Below are 23190 nucleotides of genomic sequence, written 5' to 3' on the forward strand. Positions count from 1 at the left end.
CTGTGAACCGTCCGGCCTTTAATCAATCGTGGTGTGCAATGGCGCTCTGGAGCGCATCGATCAGGGCCTGGATGCGCGCATGCTGCATTTTCATCGAGGCCTTGTTGACCACCAGGCGCGAGCTGATCATTGCGATCAGCTCCTGAGGCTCCAATCCATTGGCGCGCAGCGTATTACCGGTGTCGACAACGTCAATGATCTTGTCTGCCAATCCCACCAGCGGCGCGAGTTCCATCGAGCCGTAAAGCTTGATGATGTCGACCTGCCGCCCTTGCTCGGCGTAATAGCGCTTGGCAACGTTGACGAATTTAGTCGCGACTCGCAGCCGTCCCTTGGGCTCTGCGGCGCCGACCTTTCCAGCCGTCATCAGCTTGCAGTTGGCGATCCGCAGGTCGAGGGGCTCGTATAGCCCCTGCCCGCCATATTCCATCAGCACGTCCTTGCCCGCGACGCCGAGATCCGCTGCGCCGTGCTCGACATAGGTCGGCACATCGGTGGCCCGCACGATCAGCAGACGCACATCGTCCTGCGTCGTCGGGATGATCAGCTTGCGGCTTTTTTCCGGGTTCTCGGTGGGTACGATACCGGCGGCCGCAAGCAACGGCAGGGTATCGTCGAGGATGCGGCCTTTGGACAGGGCGATGGTGAGCATTAACGGTTTATTCCTTGAAGCCTATTGATGGCGACCTTGGCAGCGGCCCGAACAGGCGCAGCAGGTCTCGGCCCTGGCCGCCAGCAGTGAGCCGGCGGCCTATTCCGGCAGCTAGCCCGGGACGCGGCGAATCTTGGCGCCCAACAATTGCAGCTTTTCCTCGATGCACTCGTAACCGCGGTCGATGTGGTAGATGCGGTCGATCAAGGTATCGCCCTCAGCCACCAGGCCCGCGATGACCAGGCTCGCTGACGCGCGCAGGTCGGTCGCCATGACCGGAGCACCTTTAAGCTTGGGTACACCGGTCACAATAGCGGTATTGCCTTCGACGAGAATCTGCGAGCCCATGCGATTCATTTCGTAGACGTGCATGAAGCGGTTTTCGAACACGGTCTCGATAACTGTCCCAGTGCCTTCAGCAACCGCATTCATGGCAATGAACTGCGCCTGCATGTCGGTCGGAAAAGCCGGGTACGGCGCTGTGCGGAGATTTACCGCTTTGGGCCGATTGCCCTTCATGTCGAGCTCGATCCAGTTGCTGCCAGTATCGATGTGGGCACCGGCCTCCTCGAGCTTGTGCAACACCGCCTCAAGCAAGGTTGCATCGGTGTCCTTGAGCTTTACCCGCCCGCCGGTAGCGGCAGCAGCCACTAGATAGGTGCCGGTCTCGATGCGGTCGGGCATCACGCTGTACCGGCCGCCCCCCAGACGCTTCACGCCGTCGATGGTGATGGTATCGGTGCCGGCGCCGGAGATCTGCGCACCCATGGCGTTGAGGAAGTTGGCCAGGTCGACCACCTCCGGCTCACGCGCGGCGTTCTCCAGCACGGAACGGCCGTTGGCCAGTGCCGCGGCCATCATGATGTTCTCGGTACCGGTGACGCTGACGATGTCGAAGAAGAAGTGGGCACCACGCAAGCCACCGGCTGGCGCCTTGGCTTTGATGTAGCCGCCCTCGACGTCGATCTGAGCGCCCATCGCCTCCAGACCGCGAATGTGCAGATCCACAGGACGCGAGCCAATGGCGCAACCGCCAGGCAGGGCCACTTCGGCTTCGCCGAACCGAGCCACCATTGGCCCCAGAACGAGGATCGAAGCCCGCATGGTCTTGACCAGCTCGTACGGCGCGACCAGTGTCTGGATGCTGCTGGCGTCGACTTCGACGCTGAGTTTTTCGTCGATAACCGGTTGCACGCCCATGCGACCGAACAGCTCGATCATGGTGGTGATGTCGTGCAGGTGCGGCAAGTTGCAGACGGTCACCGGGGTGTCGGCCAGCAAGGTAGCGGCCAAAATCGGGAGAGCCGAGTTCTTCGCGCCGGAGATGCGAATCTCGCCATTGAGGCGGGCACCGCCGGTAATGATCAATTTATCCATGAATGTTCCCGTAACCCGCAGGCTCGAAGCACTGGCGAAGAAGAGCCGTGCGCGATATCAGCAATCGCGCGCGGACGGAGAGATGCCTGTAGTGACCGACAATCAGCTGCGCGCAAGCCAGTCGGCACGACTGAAGAATTTCATCGTAACGGCGTGGATGCTGCCATCCGCAATCCACGGATTGAGATGTGCATAAATCTGCTGCTGACGCTTGACCGGGCTCAGGCCTGCCAATTCGTCGCTGATCACATTCAACTGGAAGTTGCAGCCCTCGCCTTCGACTTCCACCTGAGCGCCTGAAAGTTTTTCTTCCAGGAAATTCTTAACTTCTACGGCCTGCATGTTCAACCTCGATCGGCGCCGGACGCGCACGGCCGGCCATCATACAAAAAAGCCCGGAGACTGCGAACCCCGCAGCCACGCTGGCTGACGAAGCCGCATATCAGTCGAGCGTTTCGGCATCGGCGTCACGCCGCTGCGGATGCCGGCTGGCTGGCGTTACAGCGGGAAAACGGGATGACGCGAAGCGCACCACCAGGATAGCCACCGCCAGTAGCAGGATTGCTCCGGAAATATAGACGACACCCATGTCCGGACGGTGATGGTGCGAGACATCAGAGATCAGCAGCCGGGTCAATGCTGTGATTGCCACATAGATCAAGAACCGCACCGGCATGTGGTTGGTCTTGAAATAAATACCCACCATCGCACCGAGTTCGAGATAGATGAACAGCAGCAGAATGTCATCAACGCTGATGCTGCCCTTTTCCACCATCCCCAGAAACGCGACTAGACCAGCCCAGGCGGTCACAGCTCCAATCGCGAACAGCGACAGGTAGTGGAAGGTCTCGACCAGAAGATTACCCAATGACTCGGCGGCCGAATGCACCTTGGCCCGCGTCGATTCCGCCCAGCGCAGCAACATCAGACAGCTCCCTCTGTTTCGCTCGCAAACGAAAAGACATCAAGCAAACCGGACACCCGGGCGAGCTCCCGCATATCTCCAGGCAGCCCGGTAACGACGAGCTCATCGCCCTGTTTCTGCGCGTCGCGCGTGAAAGCCAGCAGCAACGACAAGCCGACACTGCTGGATCGCTCAACCGCACTGCAATCAACCGAGATACGTGTGCCCTTGGCCTGACGAATCAGTGCCTGGCCTTGCCGTCGCAGAGCCGGGCCGGACTGGTAGTCAAGCACGCCGGCCAGGCGAAGCTCACCGCCAGCGCCTCGCTCAACCCGTCCGTCACTCATCGCCCGCCGCCCGCTGGCCCGCCTCGGTGTCCTTGGCGCGCGCCACCACCTCGGACCAGCCATCGATGGTCTTGTCCAGGTCGCCGTTGTTTTTCTGCATGGCGTCGGCAAATTGGTCACGGAACAGTTTGCCGATGTTGATGCCGTTGATGATCACGTTGCGAACCATCCAATTCCCGCCATGATTGACCATGGTGTAGGAGACCGGATAGATCTCGCCCTGGCGACCGGTCACCTCCATGCCGACACTGGTGCGCTCGGGATCCTGCCTGCCACTGGCGGGCAGGACCTTGATCTGCTGATTGTTGTATTCCAGCAACGCGTTTCCATAGAACTGCATCAGGCTGCGCTTGAAGTTTTCCTGGAAGCGCGTCATCTGCGCCGGAGTGGCATTGCGCGAGTACTTCACAGTCATGATGCTCCGTGAAATCCCTTCGGCATCCACCACCGGCCCGAGAATGTCGTTGAGCGAATCGTAGAACGCACTAGGATCCTGTCGATACTGCTCCTTGTTTGCCTTGAGATCGGCAAGCAGTTCGTCGGTGGTCCGTTGGATCACCTCATGGGCGCTAGGCGCCGCCTGGACCAGCAGTGGAAAGGCCGCCAGCAGTACCAGCAAACCGCGACGCAGGGCAGTCATCATGGGGTTGCACCTCACTCTTTATTGACCGAATTGAGTAGAAACTTGCCGATCAGCTCTTCCAGCACCAAAGAGGACTGGGTATCGCGGATCGTATCGCCATCACCAAGCGTTTCTTCTTCACCACCGACGCTGATGCCGACGTATTTCTCGCCGAGCAACCCGGCCGTCAGGATCGAAGCGGTTGAGTCAGTCGGCAGGATATCGACGTCTTTCTGAACCTCCAGCGTGACACGTCCCGTATAGCTTTCGCGGTCCAGATCGATGGCGGTCACCTTACCGATGGTCACGCCAGCCATGGTGACCTTGGATCGGACACTCAGACCGGCAATATTGTCGAAATAGGCATAAAGCTTGTAGGTGTCGGTACTGTCGGCGTTCAGGCCACTGACCCGCAGCGACAGCAACAGCAAGGCCAGAACGCCCGCCAGCAGGAACAGACCAACACCTATTTCCAGGGTGCGGATACGCATCAAAAATCTCCAAACATCAAGGCGGTCAGAATAAAGTCGAGGCCGAGCACGGCCAGCGAGGCATAGACGACGGTTCGTGTGGTGGCGCGACTGATGCCTTCGGAAGTGGGCTCGCAGTCATAGCCCTGAAACACCGCGATCCAGGTCACCACAACGGCGAATACCAGGCTCTTGAGGACGCCGTTGAGCACGTCAGTGGCAAAGACAACACTGTTCTGCATGTTGGCCCAGAACGAGCCTTCGTAAACTCCGAGCCAGTCCACCGCAACCATAGCCCCGCCCCAGATGCCGACCACGTTGAAAATCAGGGTGAGCAATGGCAGGGATATGAAGCCGGCCCATAGTCGCGGTGCGACGATGTACTTCAACGGATCGACACCGATCATTTCCAGACTGGACAACTGCTCGGTGGACTTCATGTTGCCGATTTCGGCTGCCAACGCGGATCCCGCGCGGCCGGCGAACAACAGCGCGGTGACCACAGGTCCCAATTCGCGCAACAGCGTAAGCGCCACCATCTGCCCAACGGCCTGCTCAGAGCCATAGCTGCTGAGAATGCTATAGCCCTGAAGGGCCAGCACCATGCCGATGAACACACCGGAGACCACAACAATCGCAAGCGAGAGCACACCTATGGAATAGAGCTGCCGCACCAACAGCGAAAATCGATTATCCAGGCCACTAGGACCGAACAAGGCGTGAAAAAGAAACAGCGTCGCTCGCCCCAGCGCTGCGACCACATTCATTCCACCCTCACCAACCAGACGGATCCGTTCGATCAAGGAACGCTTACGCATCGGTGCCTCGCAACAGATCATCGGCATACGCCGGCGCCGGAAAGTGGAAAGGCACCGGACCGTCCGCGGCACCTTTCATGAACTGCCGAATCCGCGGATTGGTCGACTCGTGAAGTTCTGCTGGCGTGCCCTGCCCCAGTACCTGGGCGTCTCCCACCACATAGATGTAGTCAGCGATGCTCGCCGTTTCGGCCAGGTCGTGGGAGACAACGATGCTGGTGATCCCCAGCGCGTCGGTGAGCAATCGAATCAGCTGCACCAGAACGCCCATGGCGATTGGGTCCTGCCCCGCGAACGGCTCGTCATACATCAGAATCTGTGGATCCAGCGCAATCGCGCGCGCCAACGCTACCCGCCGCTTCATCCCTCCCGACAGCTCTTCGGGCATCAGCTCGACCGCGCCGCGCAAGCCAACCGCCTGAAGCTTCATCAGAACGATGTCCCGGATCATCTCTTCAGGCAGCTTGGTGTGAACGCGCAGCGGAAAGGCGACGTTTTCGAACACATCCAGGTCCGTGAACAAGGCGCCGCTCTGGAACAGCACACCCATCTGCTTGCGCATGTCGAACAGCTCGCGGCGCGACAGCGTCGGCAAATTGGTGCCCGCCACCCAGACCTCGCCGCAAGTTGGTTTTAGCTGGGCGGCAATCAGGCGCAGCAACGTAGTCTTGCCGCAGCCGGAAGGGCCCATGATGGCCGTCACCTTGCCGCGGGGAATGACTATGTCGACGTTATTGAAAATGCTCCGCTCACCGCGCTTGAAGGTGACACCCTTCAGCTCGACGGCGTTAGCGTTGGCGGCGCTCATTGGATCTCCTCGAATACAGCCTGCGAATCAGACGCCCTCCGCTCTTTCGGAGGTACTTCGCAGAGCCGTTTTTTGCGGCGCGAACTATAGCACCGCGCTATGGGCCTCCCAAGCCGGTCTCTGTATCGATGCATGAGTGAGCGCACATTTGTTCAGCCTGGGTTCAGTTACAGGCGCGACGATCAGCACGACGCTTTTCAGTGGGCAGTGCCAGGTTTGCCGCTATAATCCCGCGTTTTGATTCAGGCGATCACACAGACATGAGCCAGAGCAGCCAGCTGATCGAAACTGCCCAACGCACCATTCGCATGGAAATTGAGGCGGTGGAGCAACTCAGCACACGCATCGATGAACATTTCGTCAAAGCCTGCGAGCTCATCCTGCAGTGCAAGGGCCGCGTCGTCGTCGTCGGCATGGGTAAGTCTGGGCACGTCGGCAACAAGATCGCCGCCACGCTCGCCAGCACCGGCACCACGGCATTCTTCGTCCACCCGGCCGAGGCCAGCCATGGTGACATGGGCATGATCACGCATGACGACGTGGTGCTGGCCCTGTCCAATTCAGGGACCACCAGCGAAATCGTGACATTACTGCCGCTGATCAAGCGCCTCGGTATCACCCTGATCAGCATGACGGGCAATCCCGAGTCGGTGCTGGCCAAGGCGGCGGCGGTCAACATCGATGCGAGCGTCGCCATTGAAGCCTGCCCGCTGAACCTGGCACCGACTTCATCGACCACTGTCAGCCTGGTACTGGGTGACGCGCTTGCGATCGCGCTATTGGAAGCACGCGGTTTCACCGCCGAGGACTTCGCTTTTTCACACCCCGGCGGCGCATTGGGCAGACGCCTTCTGCTGAAAGTTGAGCACGTTATGCACGCTGGTGATCGCCTACCACTGATCAGCCGCGGCACATCGCTGCGTGAGGCCTTGCTGGAAATGACTCAAAAAGGCCTCGGCATGACGGCGGTTGTGGAGGCAGACGGCCGCCTGGCCGGGATCTTCACTGATGGCGACCTACGCCGCACGCTGGACAAGGGCATCGACGTTCGCCAGGCAAGCATCGATCAGGTCATGACGCTTCACGGCAAGACAGCGCATGCCGACATGCTTGCCGCCGAAGCATTGAAAATCATGGAAGACAACAAGATCAACGCGCTGGTGGTGGTTGACGAAAACGACCGGCCAATCGGTGCGCTGAACATGCACGATCTATTGCGCGCAGGGGTGATGTAAGTGAACGATCTGCTACGACGTGCCCGCGACATTCGCCTGGCCATATTTGATGTGGACGGCGTGCTAACCGACGGCAAGCTGTACTTTCTTGTCGACGGCAGCGAATTCAAGACATTCAATACCCTGGACGGCCACGGCATCAAGATGCTTATCAACTCCGGCGTACGCACCGCGATCATCAGCGGCCGCAAGACGCCTGTGGTTGAGCGCCGGGCGCAAAACCTGGGCATTCAGCACCTGTATCAGGGACGTGAAGACAAGCTGGTGGTGCTCGACGAATTGCTCGGCGAACTCGGTCTCGACTACGCTGAAGTCGCCTACCTGGGCGATGACCTGCCTGACCTGCCGGTAATGCGCCGGGTAGGCCTGGGCATGGCGGTCGCCAGTGCCGATGCGTTCGTTCGCCAGCATGCCCACGGCGTGACAGCCGCCCGTGGTGGCGAGGGCGCGGCACGAGAGTTCTGCGAACTGATCATGCGCGCCCAGGGCAATCTCGACGCGGCTCAGGCCGCTTACCTCTAGAGGCAACCATGCTAAGCAGGCTCCGCTTCCCCGCCATTCTGCTGCTGATCGCACTGCTTCTGGTCGCGATCGGCTACTGGAACGTTCGCCCTGAGAGCTTTATGCAGGAGGCGCCGATAACCCAGGGCATAGCGTCGCCCATTGACTTCTACGTCACCAATTCACGCACAGTCCAATACCAGCCGGACGGCAAGCGTAACTATGAGCTGACTGCGGAAAAGGTGGAGCATATCAAGGCCAGCGATGTCAGTTTACTGACCCGCCCGAACCTGCGCTCATTTCGCGGTTCCGAGCTGCCGTGGCATGTCACCAGTGAACGCGGCGAGGTCGGCCCGCAAGGCAAGGAAGTTGAGTTGATCGATAACGTCAAGGTCGAACGCAACGATGCCAAGGGGCGCCCGACCATCATCACTACCAGCCGGATGACCGTCCTTCCCGAGAAGGATTATGCCGAGACCAGGCAACCCGTTAGAATCGTCGCCGCAAACGGTGTGACGACCGCTACGGGCATGAAAGCGTATCTAGACGAAGGCAGGATGCTCCTGCTATCCAACGTAAGAGGCCAGCATGAGCTGCGTTAAGACCCTCCCCCTCCTGATCGGTTTAGGCATTTTTCTACTTGGCGCGAACGCCCACGCACTTCCCGAGGATCGCAACCAGCCTATCCGTGTTCAGGCCGATACCGCTGAGCTGGACGACAGGCAAGGCGTAGCCGTGTACCGCGGCGACGTGGTCATTACCCAGGGAACAATGAAGATCACAGGCGACACCGTGACCATCACTCAGAACCAGAATGGCGATGTCGAGGTGTTCACCTCCATCGGCAAACCTGCCTACTACGAACAGAAGCCGGCTGCAGACAAGGAGATCGTCAAGGCTTACGGCCTGACGATTCAGTATTTTGCCGCGAACGAACGCATCGTCCTGATCGACCAAGCCAAGGTCGTTCAGGAAGGCAATACGTTCGAAGGCGAGAAGATCGTCTATGACACCCAGCGACAGATCGTCAATGCTGGTCGCGCCACCAATACTGATGTCACCACACCCCGCCCACGCGTGGACATGGTCATCCAGCCTCGCAAGAAAGAGCAGGCAACGGAGCAGCCCGAGTAATGGCGATTCTCAAGGCCCAGCATTTGGCGAAGAGCTACAAGAGCCGTCAGGTCGTACGTGATGTCAGCCTGTCCATCGAAAGCGGACAGATCGTCGGACTGCTGGGGCCTAACGGCGCCGGCAAAACCACTTGCTTCTACATGATCGTGGGATTGGTCAAAGCCGATCAGGGCCGTGTACTGATCGACGACCAGGATGTGACGCACCTCCCCATGCATGGCCGTGCACGCGCGGGCATTGGTTACCTACCGCAGGAAGCATCGATCTTTCGCAAGCTTTCGGTCTCCGACAACATCATGGCCATCCTGGAGACGCGCAAGGACCTTGACCGCAACGGCCGCCAACAGGCGCTGGAAGGTCTGCTGCAGGAATTTCACATCCATCACATCCGCGACAGTCTCGGCATGAGCCTATCGGGTGGCGAACGGCGCCGCGTTGAAATTGCCCGCGCGCTGGCCACGGCGCCCAAGTTCATCCTGCTCGATGAACCCTTTGCCGGCGTTGACCCTATTTCGGTCGGCGACATCAAGCAGATCATCCATCATCTCAAGGCCAAGGGCATCGGCGTCCTAATCACCGATCACAACGTCCGCGAAACTCTGGATATCTGTGAAACCGCCTATATCGTGAATGACGGCCAGTTGATCGCCGAGGGCGATGCAGAGACCATCCTCGCCAACCAACTGGTGAAGGAAGTCTATCTGGGACACGAATTCCGACTTTGATAGCGGTATTTTCTGCTCTACGCACCTACAGGGCTAGGCAAAGGCTTCGTTGCCAGGCATATAATTTGCTTACATCGGCGCGCGGCGCCAGCGAAATCGGAACAGGCGCGGTTGCGCCGGCAAACAAGGTTCGAAGTCCTCTGCCATGAAACCATCGCTAGTCCTGAAGATGGGCCAGCAGCTGACGATGACACCGCAGCTGCAACAAGCCATACGATTGCTCCAGCTATCCACACTCGATCTTCAGCAGGAGATTCAGGAGGCGCTGGATTCCAACCCCATGCTCGAGCGCGAAGAAGACGGAGAAGATTTCGATAACTCCGACCCGATGGCCGAGTCGATCGAAAAGAAAAGCGAAAGCCCGACGACCGACTCGCCCGAGCACAGCGAGCCCGACAATCATTACGAGGAGCCCATCAACACGGTGGAGAACCTCGAGGACGGCGATTGGGCCGACCGTATCCCCAACGAGCTTCCAGTCGACACCGCCTGGGAAGACATCTACCAGACCAGCGCCAGCAGCCTGCCGAGCAACGACGATGATGAATGGGATTTCACTACCCGCACATCATCAGGGGAAAGCCTGCAAAGCCACTTGCTCTGGCAGCTCAACCTCGCACCGATGAGCGACACCGACCGTCTCATAGCAGCCACCCTGATCGACTGCATCAACCCCCAGGGTTATCTCGACGAAACGCTCGAGGAAGTCCTCGAGTCGTTTGACCCGGAACTTGGAATCGAACTCGATGAGGTCGAAGTGGTGCTACGCCGCATCCAGCAGTTCGAGCCCGCCGGCATCGGCGCGCGCGACTTGCGCGAATGCCTGCTGCTGCAGCTTCGCCAGCTCCCCGAGCGTACCGAGTGGCTAAGCGAAGCGGTGCGCTTGGTCAGCGATCACCTGGATATTCTTGGCGCGCGTGACTACAGCCTGCTGATGCGTCGCATGAAGCTCAAAGAAGACGAGCTGCGCCAGATCATCGACTTGATCCAGAGCCTCAACCCGCGCCCGGGCTCGCAGATCGAAGCCGGAGAGCCTGAGTATGTCGTGCCTGACGTAATCGTGCGCAAGCACAATGGCCGCTGGTTGGTCGAACTGAATCAGGAGGCGATGCCGCGCCTGCGGGTGAACGCTCAGTATGCCGGGTTCGTCAAACGTGCCGACTCGAGCGCCGACAACACCTTCATGCGCAACCAGCTTCAAGAAGCCCGCTGGTTCATCAAAAGCCTGCTCAGCCGCAACGAAACGCTGATGAAAGTGGCCACCCAAATCGTCGAACACCAGCGTGGCTTTTTCGAACATGGCGACGAAGCCATGAAACCACTGGTGTTGCACGATATCGCCGAAGCGGTGGGCATGCATGAGTCGACGATCTCACGGGTCACCACGCAGAAGTTCATGCACACGCCCCGCGGCATCTACGAACTCAAATACTTCTTCTCGAGCCATGTGAGCACTGCTGAAGGCGGCGAGTGCTCATCCACCGCCATTCGCGCAATCATCAAGAAACTGGTAGCCGCGGAAAACCAGAAAAAGCCATTGAGCGACAGCAAGATCGCTGGTCTACTGGAAGCACAAGGGATTCAAGTTGCGCGCCGCACCGTAGCCAAGTACCGCGAGTCACTCGGGATCGCACCCTCAAGCGAGCGCAAGCGGTTGATGTAACACTAGGCGACCTGGTGGATTTGTTCCGGCGACGGGTGTTCAGCCCGTCAATTCGCACGTGGCAATAGGAGATGCAGTATGCAAGTCAACATCACTGGCCTTCACCTTGAAATCACTGAAGCCCTGCGTGACTACGTCGAGGAGAAATTCGAGCGGATAGAACGCCATTTCGACCGCATCATTGCCGTACAAGTCATCCTTCAAGTCGAAAAGCTCAGGCAAAAGGCCGAGGCCACGCTGCACGTAGCGGGGCGAGAGGTCGTTGCCAATGCCGAGCATGAGGATATGTACGCAGCCATCGACTTGCTTGCCGACAAACTCGATCGGCAATTGATCAAACATAAAGAAAAGCAGCTCGACCACCATCAGGGCGCCCTGGCTCGCTGACCCATCATGATCCGTATTGAAAACATACTGACCCCCGGACGCGCCCTGGTTAGCGTTCCGGGCGGCAGCAAAAAGCGTGTCCTGGAACAGATTGCCAAGGTTCTCGGCGCGGACCTGCCCGATATCGACAGCCAAGCGATTTTCGAAAGCTTCATCGCCCGGGAAAAACTTGGCTCCACCGGCTTCGGCAACGGCATCGCGATACCGCACTGCCGTATGCCTGGCTGCACATCACCGCTCAGTGCAGTGCTGAAGCTCGATACACCGGTGGACTTCGACGCCATCGACGGCGCGCCTGTCGACCTCTTGTTTGTATTGTTGGTGCCGGAGGCAGCCACCGACGAACATCTCGAGCTACTCCGTCAGATTGCAAGCATGCTGGACCGCGAGGAAGTTCGTGACCGGCTACGCCGCGCCACGACGGGTCATGAGCTGTACCAGGCCGTGGTCGACATCCAGAACGGTTACTAGGGCGCAGCAACCCACCATCGCCCAACGCTGAGTGAGGAAAGAGACGTGCCCCCTATCTGCCTGCACACCACCTGCTGCGGCTACGCGCAGCAAATCACTCGTGGCCGAGCCCGGCCCTTCGGCGCTGCTCGATGCGCCTGATCATCGTCAGTGGGCGCTCTGGATCCGGCAAGAGCACTGCCCTGAACGTACTTGAGGACAATGGTTTCTACTGCATCGACAACCTGCCCGCTGGCCTTCTTCCAGAGCTGGCGGAAAGGGCCCTGTTGCACACAGAGTTGCTGCAGCCCCAAGTCGCAGTGTCGATCGACGCGCGCAACCTGCCGAGTCAGCTGAAACGTTTCCCCGAGCTGCTCGAGGACGTCCGTGCCCGCTACATCCAATGCGATGTGCTTTATCTAGATGCGGCGGACGAGACGCTGCTGAAACGCTTTTCGGAGACGCGTCGGCGGCATCCGCTGACCAATCAGAACCGCTCCCTGGCCGAAGCTATCCGTGACGAAGAATTGCTTCTAGCGCCCATCATCGATCATGCCGACCTGAAGATCGACACCACACACCTGAATCTCTATCAGCTACGAGACACGCTAAAGCTGCGCCTGCTAAACAAGCCTGAACCGGGTACCGCTTTTCTCTTCGAGTCCTTCGGTTTCAAGCGAGGCATGCCTGTCGATGCCGATTTGGTGTTTGATGTGCGCTGTTTGCCTAACCCTTACTGGAAAGCCGATCTGCGCGATTTTTCCGGACTGGACCAGCCCGTGATCGACTATCTCTCCGGGCAGGCGGACGTAGAGGAAATGTTTCAGGACATCCTTGCCTACCTGAGCAAATGGCTTCCGCGCTTCGCTGCCAGCAACCGCGCCTATGTCACTGTCGCCATTGGCTGTACCGGTGGGCACCACCGTTCGGTGTATCTGGCCGAGCGGCTGGGCCAAGCGCTGCGCGAACCTCTGAAGAACGTCCAGGTCCGGCATCGCGACCTGGCTTAGGAACCCACATGCCTTCGTGCGAAGTTACCATCATCAACAAGCTTGGCCTGCATGCCCGAGCGGCAGCGAAGTTCGTCGGAGTTGCCAATCAGTTTCCCTGTGACATTCGGGTCGGTCGCAGCCCTGCAAGCAGGGTGGACGGCAAAAGCATCATGGCAGTCATGATGCTTGCCGCCAGCAAAGGCACCACGCTGCACCTGCACACCCAGGGCGACCAGGAGCACGAAGCGCTTGCAGCGCTGATCGCCTTGATCGAGGACTATTTCGAGGAAGGCGAATAGCGCTGCTAGCGCGGCCGCTACTTCGGGCCAGATACCTGCCGGCATCTCCTAGTAACTGCCTTGTTGCTCTGCATGCCGCTTGCAGCTAATTGCTACTGCCCCGCCACTTTCATTCGCTCGATCAATACCGACCCGGTGTGAATGCTACTGCGCCGCTCAACATCACACCCCACCGCAACGATCTGGCGGAACATATCTCGCAGGTTGCCCGCAATGGTGACTTCCTGCACAGGGAACTGGATTTCGCCGTTCTCAACCCAGAAACCGCCAGCACCACGCGAATAGTCCCCGGTCACCAGATTCAAGCCCTGCCCCATCAGCTCGGTAACCAACAGCCCGCGGCCCATACGGCGGATAAGCTCAGCCTGGTCCTCGTTACCCTGGGTAACGAACAGGTTATGCACCCCGCCCGCATTGGCGGTGCTGGGCATGCCCAGCTTGCGGCCTGAATAGGTACCCAGCACATAAGAGACCAGCTGGCCATTTTCGACAAACGGCTTGGCATAGGTCGCCAAGCCATCGCCGTCATATGCCGAGCTGGCCAGACCACGAGGCACAAGCGGTCGCTCGTCCAAATTGAGCCATTCAGGAAACAACACCTCCCCCAGCGCGCCTTCCAGATAGGACGACTGACGATAGAGATTGCCTCCAGAAATCGCCGCAAGAAAGTGCCCGAACAGCCCCGTAGCAAGCTCCGCAGAAAACAGCACCGGCACATCGCAGGTCGGTACGGGACGCGCGCCCAAGCGGCGAACGGCGCGCTCGGCAGCACGCCGGCCAATCGACTCCGCGGAGGCCAAGTCACCTGCTACCCGGGAGACATCGTAGTGATAATCCCGCTGCATCTGCCCATCGGACTCGGCGATCATCACGCAGCTGAGGCTGTGACGCGAGCTGCAGTATGCCCCGATGAAGCCATTGCTATTGCCATAACCGCGACAGCCCTGATGCGTGCTCAGGCTGGTGCCATCGGCATTGAGAATGCGTTTGTCCGTGGCGAAGGCCGACGCCTCACAGCTGAGCGCGAGTTCGATAGCTTGGTCGGGGGCGATTTGCCAGGGATGATAAAGGTCCAGATCCGGCACATCTTGAGCCATCAGTGCCGGGTCGGCGAGCCCGGCAAATTCGTCGGCCGACGCATGTTTTGCAATCGCCAGCGCCGCCGCAACGGTTTCGCGAACCGCTTCGTCGCCGCTACCGGTGGTGCTCGCCGACCCTTTGCGCTGGCCGACGTAAAGCGTGATACCGAAGCCCTGATCGCGATTGAACTCGACTGTTTCCACTTCCCGCTGACGAACCGTCGTCGACAGGCCCTGCTCCATCGAGACCGAGACTTCACAGGCACTGGCCCCTTGTCGGCTGGCCTCTTCTAGGATTTTCGCGACCTGTTCACGCAAGCCTGGCAACGCGTGCGGACCGATACCCTCGACTTCATTCATACATACTCCAACGCTGATTCGATCAAGTTGCAGCCAGCTGTGCTCGGCTGAGCCCCGTCGCCAGGCTGCTGTTATCATGGCGGCATTACCTACTGGACCAGCCCCATGTCTGATATTTCCGATCTCGACGGTTTCGAGGAAAAAAGCAAAACCCAGGTCAAGCGCGAACTGCATGCTCTCCAGGATCTGGGTGAACGCCTTACTACCCTCAAACCCGATGTGCTAGACCGTCTGCCGCTTACCGATGCACTGCGCAAAGCACTCGCTGACGCGCCAAAACACACCGCGCATATCGCGCGCAAACGCCATCTGCAATACATCGGCAAGCTGATGCGTGATCAGGATGTCGACGCCATTCTCGCCCTGGTTGACCAACTCGACGCCTCAACCCGCCAGTACAACGAGCGCTTCCACGCTTTGGAGCGCTGGCGAGACCGCTTGATCGCGGGCAACGACGAGACTCTCGAAGCCTTCGTCACCGAATATCCTGAAACTGACCGTCAGCACCTGCGCAGCCTCATCCGTCATGCCCAGCACGAAGCGGCGCGAAACAAACCGCCGGCGGCCAGCCGCAAGATTTTCAAATACATCCGCGAGCTGGACGAAACCCAACGAGGCTTGCGCTAACCAATAGCGCAGGCCTACTCGCGTCCAGTACGGCGCTTCAGGCCCCGGTTCCTCCGACTGTGATCCCATCGATTTTCACAGTCGGCTGGCCTACACCGACCGGTACCGACTGGCCGTCTTTTCCGCAGGTACCGACGCCGCTGTCCAGCGCCAGATCGTTACCCACCATTGAAACCCTGTTCATTACCTCCGGTCCGTTGCCGATCAGGGTCGCGCCCTTCACCGGCGCGGTAATCTTGCCGTCCTCGATCAGGTACGCCTCGCTGGTCGAAAACACGAACTTGCCGCTGGTGATGTCCACCTGCCCGCCGCCAAGACTCGCGCAGTAGATGCCCTTCTTGACCGACCGAATGATCTCCTCGGGGTCGCTTTCGCCCGCCAGCATGTAGGTGTTGGTCATCCGCGGCATAGGCAGATGCGCGTAGGACTCGCGACGCCCGTTTCCGGTAGGGGCAACCCCCATCAAGCGCGCGTTGAGTTTGTCCTGGATATACCCCTTGAGTATCCCGTTCTCGATCAGCGTGGTGCACTGCGTCGGCGTGCCTTCATCGTCCACGCTCAGCGAGCCACGACGATTGGCCAGCGTGCCGTCATCGACGATAGTGCACAGCTTGGACGCAACCTGTTGGCCCGTCCGGCCGCTATAGGCCGAACTGCCCTTGCGATTGAAGTCGCCTTCCAACCCATGTCCGACTGCCTCGTGCAGCAAGACCCCGGACCAGCCGGGTGCCAACACCACCGGCAGTGTGCCGGCGGGAGCAGCAATGGCTTCCAGATTCACCAGTGCCTGACGCAGGGCCTCACGGGCATAGCCCATCGCCCGATCCTCACTGAGAAAATACTCATAACCGGTACGCCCGCCACCGCCCTGGCCGCCGCGCTCGCGACGCCCGTTCTGCTCGACGATGACACTGACATTGAAGCGCACCAGGGGTCTTATGTCGGCTGCCATACCGCCGTCCAGACCGGCCACCAGAATATGCTCCCAGACGCCCGCCAGGCTCACCGTGACTTGCTTGATACGCGGATCCAGGGCCCGTGTGGCAACGTCGATCCGCTTGAGCAGCTCGACCTTTTCCGCCCGACCAAGTCCGTCCAGCGGATTATCCTGACCGTACAGCGGCGAAAAAGCGGCTTTGGACAGGACCTTGACGCGCCCCTGCTCACCGCTTCTGGCGATTGATCGCGCCGCCTCGGCGGCTTGCCGTAGCGCTTCAGCGGTGATTGCATTGCTGTAGGCGAAACCGGTCTTCTCGCCGGAGAGCGCGCGAACCCCAACGCCCTGCTCGAGATGGAAGCCACCCTCCTTAACGATTCCATCTTCCAGCACCCAGGATTCGGTGACCTGATCCTGGAAATACAGATCGGCGGCGTCGATCCCTGGGCCCGCCAATTCGCCAAGCAAGTCGGGCAGATCATCAAGACCCAGCCCGCCGGGGGTCAGCAAACGCTCGGTGACAGGTAACAACAGTTCACTCATATCTACTCCAAAGTCCCCGAAACGATACAGGGCGCGGTAAAACGACGATGATCCACCACCGGCATACGTTGACGCGTCGCCGCCTGCTCAGCTGTGTCTCGTCCGACAACCAACGTCGCCTCGCCGACAGCTTGCTCGCTTATCACACGCCCCCAATAATCCACGATAGACGAATGGCCATGGGTCAACCGTCCGCCCGGGTGTTCGCCACCCTGCGCTGCCGCCAGCATATAGCATTGCGTCTCGATAGCCCGCGCACGCAACAACATCTCCCAATGCGCCTGGCCAGTCACGGTAGTGAACGCCGATGGCACACTGATCAGCTCGGCCCCGGCCAGACGCAGGGCCGTATACAGCTCGGCAAAACGCAAGTCGTAGCAGACGCTCATGCCCAGCCGACCGACCGGCGTATCGACCACCACCAGGCGATCGCCGGCCGCGTAATCATCCGACTCCCTATAGCGACCGCGTGAATCGCTGACCTGCGCATCGAATAGATGCAGCTTGTCGTAGCGCGCCACCTGCTGCCCCTGATCATCAACGAGCAGAGAGCAGGCCCTGATTTTTGAACGCGGCTGCCCATCGGCGGGCAGCGGCAAGGTGCCAGCCACTATCCATAACCTGAGGTCTATCGCTGCCTGTTTCAACCACGGGAGAATCGGGCCGGCGCCCTCGGCTTCGGCGCGTCCGACCGCCGGCAAATCGGCTCGCCCCATGGCTGCGAAGTTTTCCGGTAGCACCGCGAGCTGCGCACCCGCTTCAGCGGCGCTTTCCAAAAGCCTTCTGGCGTTAGCGAGATTCGCCTGGATGTCGGCCTGACTGGCCATCTGAATAACCGCGAGGGTCATGTTAGGTGCTCACTTGAACGCAGCGCCCGACTGCCGGAACGAGGCTCAGTTGGGCTTTTCAAAGGGCTTGTCGAAGGTGATTTTCGGCGACTTCCAGGGTCCCTCGACGTTGTATTGAACAGTCGCGAAGCGTGCGACCTTATCGCCAAGCAATTTGTCGACCACAAACAGCGCGCCGCCGATGGCTGGCGCGCCGACAATCAGCGCGGCCAACGGTAGGTTGTTGCTGACCGGAAGTGTCACCAACAGCTTGGCATCGATCCGATCTTCGACAAGATTCAACCGACCGTCTAGCTCCAGGTTGCTGGACGGCCCGTCGACCGTTAGCGGCTCAGCCGTCACATAAACGCCCTCTGTCGCACGCAACTCGGCCTTGATTCGGTCATAGCTCAACCCCTTGCTGAACAGATCGGAAAAATCCAGCCGCAGCCGTCGACCAATCGAGTCGAAATTCAGCAGACCGAAGACCCGCAGCGCCTGCGCGCCACCGTCTACTTCCCTGAGCTGACCTTTACGCAACCGGGCGTCGAGCCGGCCGGAGAATCGATTCAAGGCGAAGAAGGCCGGTGAGCCGGACCAGCCCCCGTCCACGTCCAGCCTGAAGTCCTCGCTTGTGGTCGAAGGAGCAAAACCCCAGGCCTGCAACACGTCGGCCAGATTGCCGCCCTGAAGCCGCCCCTTGTAAGTGGTTCTTTCACCGTCCCATCCGCCGCTCCCCGTGAGCTTGATCCCCTTGAGATCCAGGTCGAGGTCCTGAAATGAGACCCCCTCGGCGCTGGGGCGCATTTTCATTGCACCCGACCCAAGTAGTTCGTCGCCCAAAAACAACCCATCTACCGAGATATCCACTGCTGGCAGGTCCTTTGGCGCGACGCCGGCTAGGCGATCCTGCGGCGGCGCGGCACCTTCCTTTGGCTCGGCTGCAGGAAAGCGCAAGTGCGACAGGCCCAACACAATCGGGCGGTCTTCGGCATCTGGCAAGCGGACGTTCCCGGCCACGGTCTCGCTCTGCAAGCCAAGCAGCCACCCCGCAGAACGACGCCGCAAGTCGACACGAAGATCATCAACTTCGGTGCCGAATCCGGAGAAAACGCCTATCTGGAGCTGTGCTCGTCGTAACATTGAGCTATCTGGATTTGTCGCCGCGCCAGCATATTGATCGCTCAACGCCTGCCATTCGCTCAGATCAAACCGCGGCACACTGCCACGCACGTAGAATCCCTGGTCGGTGCGCAGGTTCGCCGCGGCGCCACCGAGCACCAGCTCGCCGCCCCCGTCGCGCCAGTTTTCGCTTGGCGCAACAAAGGTGAGAGCTGCGAGGGCGTCATATCGGAGCGTATAGCGCTGCCGCTCACCGCCAAAGGTCATTCGCAATGTGGTGTCGCGCCGATCCCCAGCTAATTTACCGAAGGGTTCAGGCAACGCCAGAGAGGTTCCCAATAGCGAAGAATCAACCTGCAGATGATTGTCAGCGCTGCTCAGAAAGAGGCTCAACCGAACGGGTAGTTGCCCAGAAACGGGGACGGGCTGTTCAATCTTTCGCCATGCCAACAAGGGTGACACACCAACTGTTCCTGCCGCCTCGATTCGCGTGCCCGGCGCGCCGGTCGCCGTCGCCCTGCCCTTGATCGCACTGCCCAAGGTTTGGCCACTGAACGTCTTCGCGCTGAACCCGCGCTCGCTTTCATAGCGAAAGTCACCCTCTAACGCGTCAACCTGCAGATTCGCCTGTGCAATGAACAGTGAGGCATTGGCGGTGGAAAACTCGGCATCAACCTGAGGCTGTCCGCCTTTTGCCAACGGAATCCCCAGCCTGAGCTTACCGTTCAGGGGCCCATCGCCTCGCCAGTCGGCGAATATCCCGTTTGTGCCGATGGGCGCGACCTGCATCAGGGTCAACGCATCCCGAACATGGCCGTCCACCTGTCCATCGATATCCAGCCGAGGCGGCTGGCCGTCGTGGTTGCGGAGAATCTCAGCCGTGGCGTCGTGCACGCGGCTGTCGAGCATCCGGGCCTCGGCGAGGCGCACGCGCACACCGCTGTTCTCGATGAGCACCTCTCCGCGACCTTCGCGCAACACTGGCCAACCGGGCTGAAACGCCAGCTCGGCGTCTTTCACCTTGAAATACAGACTCAGGCTGCGCGCTGTGGCAGCCGCTTCGCCGGCCAGCGCCCCCTGATACTCGAAATAACCCTGCTCAATGGTGCCGCCTCGAATCGCCGTATTGAGCCATTCGGTCAAAGCAGGGCTGAGCGCCGGCGAACGTGTCGGCAAATATTTTTCGGTGAAGCGCGCATCGCCATCCGAGAGCCCGACACGCAGGTCCATGTAGTCTTCTGCCGCGGGATCGCGCATCAGACGTATCAGGAAATCACCAGCGATATCGCCTTCGTCGCCCTCCACCTGCAAATAAGGAGCAGCAAGGGTGACCGCCTCATTACCAATGGCCCAACGAAAGGTCCCACGGGCACGCCGATAGTCCCAGGGACGTGGAAACAGCTTGGCCAGATGCAGCTCGAAATCACGGTTGTCGAAACGCAGCTCTCCACCGCCCAGATTGCCTCGTACCGAGCCGCTCACATTGCGAATCGCCGGCACCCATTCATGCGCCGCGATACTGATCGCATAAAGATTGGCAGTGAAAGCCAGACGCTCGTCGCCACCCAGCGCAGGCCGGTAGTCGACTTGCAGATTGCGCAGCGTTCCGCTGGGCGCAAGGCCTTGCAGATATTCACTGGCCCGCTCCGGCAGCGGCATCATTGCCTGGACCAGCTCAGCCACAGGGGCAACAGCGATGCGGTCTGCCAGCAGATGCCAGCTGTCTTTGGCCATGTCTTGCCTGGCAACCAGCGTCGTATCCCGCCAGCGACCTTCCTCGAAGGTAAAAGCCAACCCGTCAAGTTGAAGTCGATAGCCATCGCTCGCGTGATCCAGGTAGGCGTTGACCACCAGATCATTCATCTGCACCGGATCGCGGGACAGCCGACCCAGCCGCAAAGCCGGTGCATTCAGCCGAGCCACCGCCCGGGACAAGCGGCGGTCGTGCCACTCGAACCACATCTCGCCACCGGCCTGGAGTTTGGCGAGCTTCCAGCTGCCCGTCAGACTGGCCGGCAGCCAGTTGGCCCAATCACTTTGCGGCAGGCTGAGGTACAGTTCTGCTCTACTCCCCAGCCAGTCGTTCGACTGACCCCACGCCTCGGCATGCAAGCTCAGGGGCTGACCGTCGGGCAGCAGAAGACGACCGTCCAGCCACAGACGCTCCCCTTGGGTTCGCAACTGAAGGTTGGCATAGGTCAAGGTCATCGGCGCTTGATCGTGAGCCTCGACGGTAACTTGGCTGTCCAGCAGCCGCAGACGCCCGACGCTCTGCAACTGGGTGACCAGCTTCTGCGGGTCCGGCGGCGGCTGATCGCCACGCTCGGGTAGCCCATCGACCCGCCATTGACCGTCAGCGCTTTGCACCATGCTGAGGTGAAGGCCGGCAAACTCCACGGTGTCCAGCTTCAGCTGCCGCGCCACGAGACTGCCTGAAACGTCAGGGACCAGTGCCAAGCGATCCAGCCGTACCGCCCCGTCGCCTACACCAAGCATCACGTTGTGCGCCACCAGCTCTGGAGATAAACCCTGCCAACGGCCTTCCAGCTCGCCGAGCGTAACCGGCATATGGAGCAGGTCGCGAGCGGCGTTCTGTACCTCGAGGCGATATTCAGCCGCCAGCGGCACGAGCTGCCGGCCAAGGCTCACATAGAGCGCAAGCATTATCAGGCCCATTGCACCCAGCCAGAGACTGCGGCGCAATGCGGCGAGTACGAAAGCCAAGAGCCGACTCATACGGAAATGCCCCGCACACCTAGGCCCGAACGGTCAGGCTTGCCTCTCTTCAGAGCAGCACCACGTCGTACTGTTCCTGGGAATACATGGTCTCGACCTGGAATTTGATCGAGCGACCGATGAAGCTCTCAAGGTCGGCAACGTTGCCCGATTCCTCATCGAGCAGCCTGTCGATAACCTTCTGGTTCGCCAGCACCCGATAACCCTCGGGCTGGTAAGCGCGCGCCTCGCGTAAAATTTCGCGGAAGATCTCGTAGCAGACAGTCTCCGGGGTTTTCAACTTGCCCCGCCCCTGGCAACACATGCACGGCTCGCACAGCACCTGCTCAAGGCTTTCGCGGGTGCGTTTGCGGGTCATCTGCACCAGCCCAAGCTCGGTGATGCCAATGATGTTGGTTTTGGCGTGATCGCGCTCCAGCTGCTTTTCCAGCGTTCGCAGCACCTGGCGTCGATGCTCCTCGTCCTCCATATCGATGAAATCGATGATGATGATTCCGCCGATGTTACGCAGGCGCAGCTGGCGTGCAATTGCTGTCGCGGACTCGAGATTCGTCTTGAAAATGGTTTCTTCGAGGGTGCGATGACCGACGAAGGCGCCGGTGTTGACGTCGATGGTGGTCATCGCTTCGGCCGGGTCGATGATCAGATAACCGCCGGACTTGAGCATGACTTTACGCTCGAGCGCCTTCTGTATTTCGTCCTCCACGCTGTACAGGTCGAAAATCGGCCGCTCGCCGGGGTAATGCTCAAGGTGCTCACCAAGCTCGGGCATGAGCTCGCCGACGAACTGGCTGACCTTCTGAAAGTTCTCCCGCGAGTCGATGCGAATTTTCTCGATACGCGGATTGACCAGATCCCGCAGGGTGCGCATGGCCAGCGACAGGTCTTCATAGATGACCGAAGGCGCGCCAGCGGTTTTCATTTGCCCGTCGATCTGCTCCCACAGGCGGCGCAGGTAGCGGATGTCCATCAGGATTTCATCGCTGCCGGCGCCTTCCGCTGCGGTGCGCAGAATGAAACCGCCGGTTTCCTTGATGCCTTCGGCAGCAACGCACTCAGCAACTACCTGCTTGAGGCGCTCACGCTCAGCTTCGTCCTCGATCCGCAGTGAGATGCCTACATGGCTGGTCTTGGGCATGTACACGAGGTAGCGCGAAGGTATCGACAACTGGGTCGTCAGCCGCGCGCCCTTGGTGCCGATCGGATCCTTGGTAACCTGCACGACCAGCGCCTGCCCGTCATGGACCAGGGCGCTGATAGGTTCGACAGCGTTACCCTCGCGACTGGAAATCTCCGACGCATGGATGAAGGCTGCGCGCTCTAGTCCGATATCGACGAAAGCCGCCTGCATGCCAGGCAGTACCCGCACTATCTTGCCTTTGTAGATGTTGCCGACAATGCCCCGGCGCTGGGTGCGCTCGACATGCACCTCCTGCAGGACACCGTTTTCCACCACCGCCACCCGTGACTCCATGGGGGTGATGTTCATCAGGATTTCTTCGCTCATTATTGTTCTCGGCCGATGGCGGTGGGTATAGCAGCCGAAGCTGACGAGTTGCCTCGATTCTAACGGCA

At 59.9% G+C, this 23190-nt stretch carries 25 protein-coding genes; 11 read left to right on the forward strand and 14 right to left on the reverse strand.

Annotated elements, in window-relative coordinates; genetic code table 11:
• Positions 1-22: 22 nt before the first annotated feature.
• The 9 genes from hisG to CXK96_RS13005 all read right to left on the reverse strand — a co-directional run bounded on the left by hisG (position 23) and on the right by CXK96_RS13005 (position 5998).
• Positions 23-652, reverse strand: a complete 630-nt coding sequence (gene hisG / locus CXK96_RS12965) for an ATP phosphoribosyltransferase (protein WP_102836868.1) — start codon at positions 650-652, stop codon at positions 23-25.
• A 111-nt stretch (positions 653-763) separates the two neighbouring features.
• A complete protein-coding gene (murA, locus tag CXK96_RS12970; RefSeq protein WP_102836869.1) occupies positions 764-2029 on the reverse strand; it encodes a UDP-N-acetylglucosamine 1-carboxyvinyltransferase in 1266 nt (421 codons plus the stop codon).
• Between the two features lie 102 nt (positions 2030-2131).
• Positions 2132-2371: a BolA family protein gene (locus tag CXK96_RS12975; protein ID WP_073298764.1), complete on the reverse strand. Its 240-nt coding sequence runs from the start codon at positions 2369-2371 to the stop codon at positions 2132-2134.
• Between the two features lie 100 nt (positions 2372-2471).
• A complete protein-coding gene (locus tag CXK96_RS12980; RefSeq protein ID WP_102836870.1) occupies positions 2472-2954 on the reverse strand; it encodes a phosphate-starvation-inducible protein PsiE in 483 nt (160 codons plus the stop codon).
• Positions 2954-3280 (reverse strand): STAS domain-containing protein, encoded by a 327-nt coding sequence (locus CXK96_RS12985; protein WP_102836871.1) that lies wholly within the window; start codon positions 3278-3280, stop codon positions 2954-2956. Before CXK96_RS12985 ends, CXK96_RS12980 begins: the two co-directional genes overlap by 1 nt.
• Positions 3273-3923, reverse strand: coding sequence for an MlaC/ttg2D family ABC transporter substrate-binding protein (locus tag CXK96_RS12990; RefSeq protein WP_102836872.1), 651 nt, complete (start codon positions 3921-3923; stop codon positions 3273-3275). The genes CXK96_RS12985 and CXK96_RS12990 overlap by 8 nt, the downstream gene beginning before the upstream one ends.
• Positions 3924-3934: 11 nt before the next feature.
• Positions 3935-4393 (reverse strand): outer membrane lipid asymmetry maintenance protein MlaD, encoded by a 459-nt coding sequence (gene mlaD / locus CXK96_RS12995; protein ID WP_102836873.1) that lies wholly within the window; start codon positions 4391-4393, stop codon positions 3935-3937.
• Positions 4393-5190, reverse strand: coding sequence for a lipid asymmetry maintenance ABC transporter permease subunit MlaE (mlaE, locus tag CXK96_RS13000; protein WP_102836874.1), 798 nt, complete (start codon positions 5188-5190; stop codon positions 4393-4395). The genes mlaD and mlaE overlap by 1 nt, the downstream gene beginning before the upstream one ends.
• Positions 5183-5998, reverse strand: coding sequence for an ATP-binding cassette domain-containing protein (locus tag CXK96_RS13005; protein WP_102836875.1), 816 nt, complete (start codon positions 5996-5998; stop codon positions 5183-5185). Before CXK96_RS13005 ends, mlaE begins: the two co-directional genes overlap by 8 nt.
• A gap of 260 nt (positions 5999-6258) precedes the next feature.
• Here CXK96_RS13005 and CXK96_RS13010 point away from each other — a divergent pair, with 260 nt between their 5' ends.
• The 10 genes from CXK96_RS13010 (at position 6259) to CXK96_RS13055 (ending at position 13384) form a co-directional block, all read left to right on the forward strand.
• Complete coding sequence (locus CXK96_RS13010) at positions 6259-7233, forward strand: KpsF/GutQ family sugar-phosphate isomerase (protein ID WP_102836876.1); 975 nt, start codon at positions 6259-6261, stop codon at positions 7231-7233.
• The gene (locus CXK96_RS13015) at positions 7234-7755 is read left to right on the forward strand and encodes a KdsC family phosphatase (protein WP_102836877.1); all 522 of its coding nucleotides are present in this window, start codon (positions 7234-7236) and stop codon (positions 7753-7755) included.
• A gap of 8 nt (positions 7756-7763) precedes the next feature.
• Entirely contained in the window at positions 7764-8336 is a 573-nt protein-coding gene (gene lptC / locus CXK96_RS13020; protein WP_102836878.1) for an LPS export ABC transporter periplasmic protein LptC, read from the forward strand.
• A complete protein-coding gene (lptA, locus tag CXK96_RS13025; protein WP_102836879.1) occupies positions 8323-8868 on the forward strand; it encodes a lipopolysaccharide transport periplasmic protein LptA in 546 nt (181 codons plus the stop codon). Before lptC ends, lptA begins: the two co-directional genes overlap by 14 nt.
• Complete coding sequence (lptB, locus tag CXK96_RS13030; RefSeq protein ID WP_102836880.1) at positions 8868-9593, forward strand: LPS export ABC transporter ATP-binding protein; 726 nt, start codon at positions 8868-8870, stop codon at positions 9591-9593. The genes lptA and lptB overlap by 1 nt, the downstream gene beginning before the upstream one ends.
• Positions 9594-9738: 145 nt before the next feature.
• Positions 9739-11256 (forward strand): RNA polymerase factor sigma-54, encoded by a 1518-nt coding sequence (locus CXK96_RS13035; RefSeq protein WP_102836881.1) that lies wholly within the window; start codon positions 9739-9741, stop codon positions 11254-11256.
• A gap of 78 nt (positions 11257-11334) precedes the next feature.
• Complete coding sequence (gene hpf / locus CXK96_RS13040; protein WP_102836882.1) at positions 11335-11643, forward strand: ribosome hibernation-promoting factor, HPF/YfiA family; 309 nt, start codon at positions 11335-11337, stop codon at positions 11641-11643.
• Between the two features lie 6 nt (positions 11644-11649).
• The gene (gene ptsN, locus CXK96_RS13045; RefSeq protein WP_102836883.1) at positions 11650-12114 is read left to right on the forward strand and encodes a PTS IIA-like nitrogen regulatory protein PtsN; all 465 of its coding nucleotides are present in this window, start codon (positions 11650-11652) and stop codon (positions 12112-12114) included.
• 131 nt (positions 12115-12245) lie between these two features.
• Positions 12246-13103 carry an RNase adapter RapZ gene (gene rapZ, locus CXK96_RS13050; RefSeq protein ID WP_102836884.1) on the forward strand — a complete coding sequence of 286 codons (858 nt, stop codon included), beginning with the start codon at positions 12246-12248 and terminating at the stop codon, positions 13101-13103.
• Positions 13104-13111: 8 nt separating this feature from the next.
• Positions 13112-13384: an HPr family phosphocarrier protein gene (locus CXK96_RS13055; RefSeq protein WP_102836885.1), complete on the forward strand. Its 273-nt coding sequence runs from the start codon at positions 13112-13114 to the stop codon at positions 13382-13384.
• A gap of 92 nt (positions 13385-13476) precedes the next feature.
• Here CXK96_RS13055 and pmbA read toward each other — a convergent pair whose 3' ends face one another.
• Positions 13477-14823 carry a metalloprotease PmbA gene (gene pmbA / locus CXK96_RS13060; RefSeq protein WP_102836886.1) on the reverse strand — a complete coding sequence of 449 codons (1347 nt, stop codon included), beginning with the start codon at positions 14821-14823 and terminating at the stop codon, positions 13477-13479.
• A gap of 105 nt (positions 14824-14928) precedes the next feature.
• Here pmbA and yjgA point away from each other — a divergent pair, with 105 nt between their 5' ends.
• On the forward strand, positions 14929-15450 hold the full coding sequence (gene yjgA, locus CXK96_RS13065; RefSeq protein ID WP_102836887.1) for a ribosome biogenesis factor YjgA: 522 nt from the start codon (positions 14929-14931) through the stop codon (positions 15448-15450).
• Positions 15451-15487: 37 nt separating this feature from the next.
• Here yjgA and tldD read toward each other — a convergent pair whose 3' ends face one another.
• The 4 genes from tldD to rng are packed head-to-tail and all read right to left on the reverse strand — an operon-like array spanning position 15488 to position 23122.
• Positions 15488-16930 (reverse strand): metalloprotease TldD, encoded by a 1443-nt coding sequence (tldD, locus tag CXK96_RS13070; RefSeq protein WP_102836888.1) that lies wholly within the window; start codon positions 16928-16930, stop codon positions 15488-15490.
• Positions 16931-16932: 2 nt separating this feature from the next.
• On the reverse strand, positions 16933-17778 hold the full coding sequence (locus CXK96_RS13075) for a carbon-nitrogen hydrolase family protein (protein WP_102836889.1): 846 nt from the start codon (positions 17776-17778) through the stop codon (positions 16933-16935).
• Positions 17779-17823: 45 nt separating this feature from the next.
• On the reverse strand, positions 17824-21615 hold the full coding sequence (locus tag CXK96_RS13080) for a YhdP family protein (RefSeq protein WP_102836890.1): 3792 nt from the start codon (positions 21613-21615) through the stop codon (positions 17824-17826).
• Positions 21616-21664: 49 nt separating this feature from the next.
• Positions 21665-23122, reverse strand: coding sequence for a ribonuclease G (gene rng / locus CXK96_RS13085; protein WP_102836891.1), 1458 nt, complete (start codon positions 23120-23122; stop codon positions 21665-21667).
• Positions 23123-23190: the final 68 nt, after the last annotated feature.

This window comes from Stutzerimonas stutzeri, from assembly GCF_002890895.1.
GTDB lineage: Bacteria > Pseudomonadota > Gammaproteobacteria > Pseudomonadales > Pseudomonadaceae > Stutzerimonas > Stutzerimonas stutzeri_AB.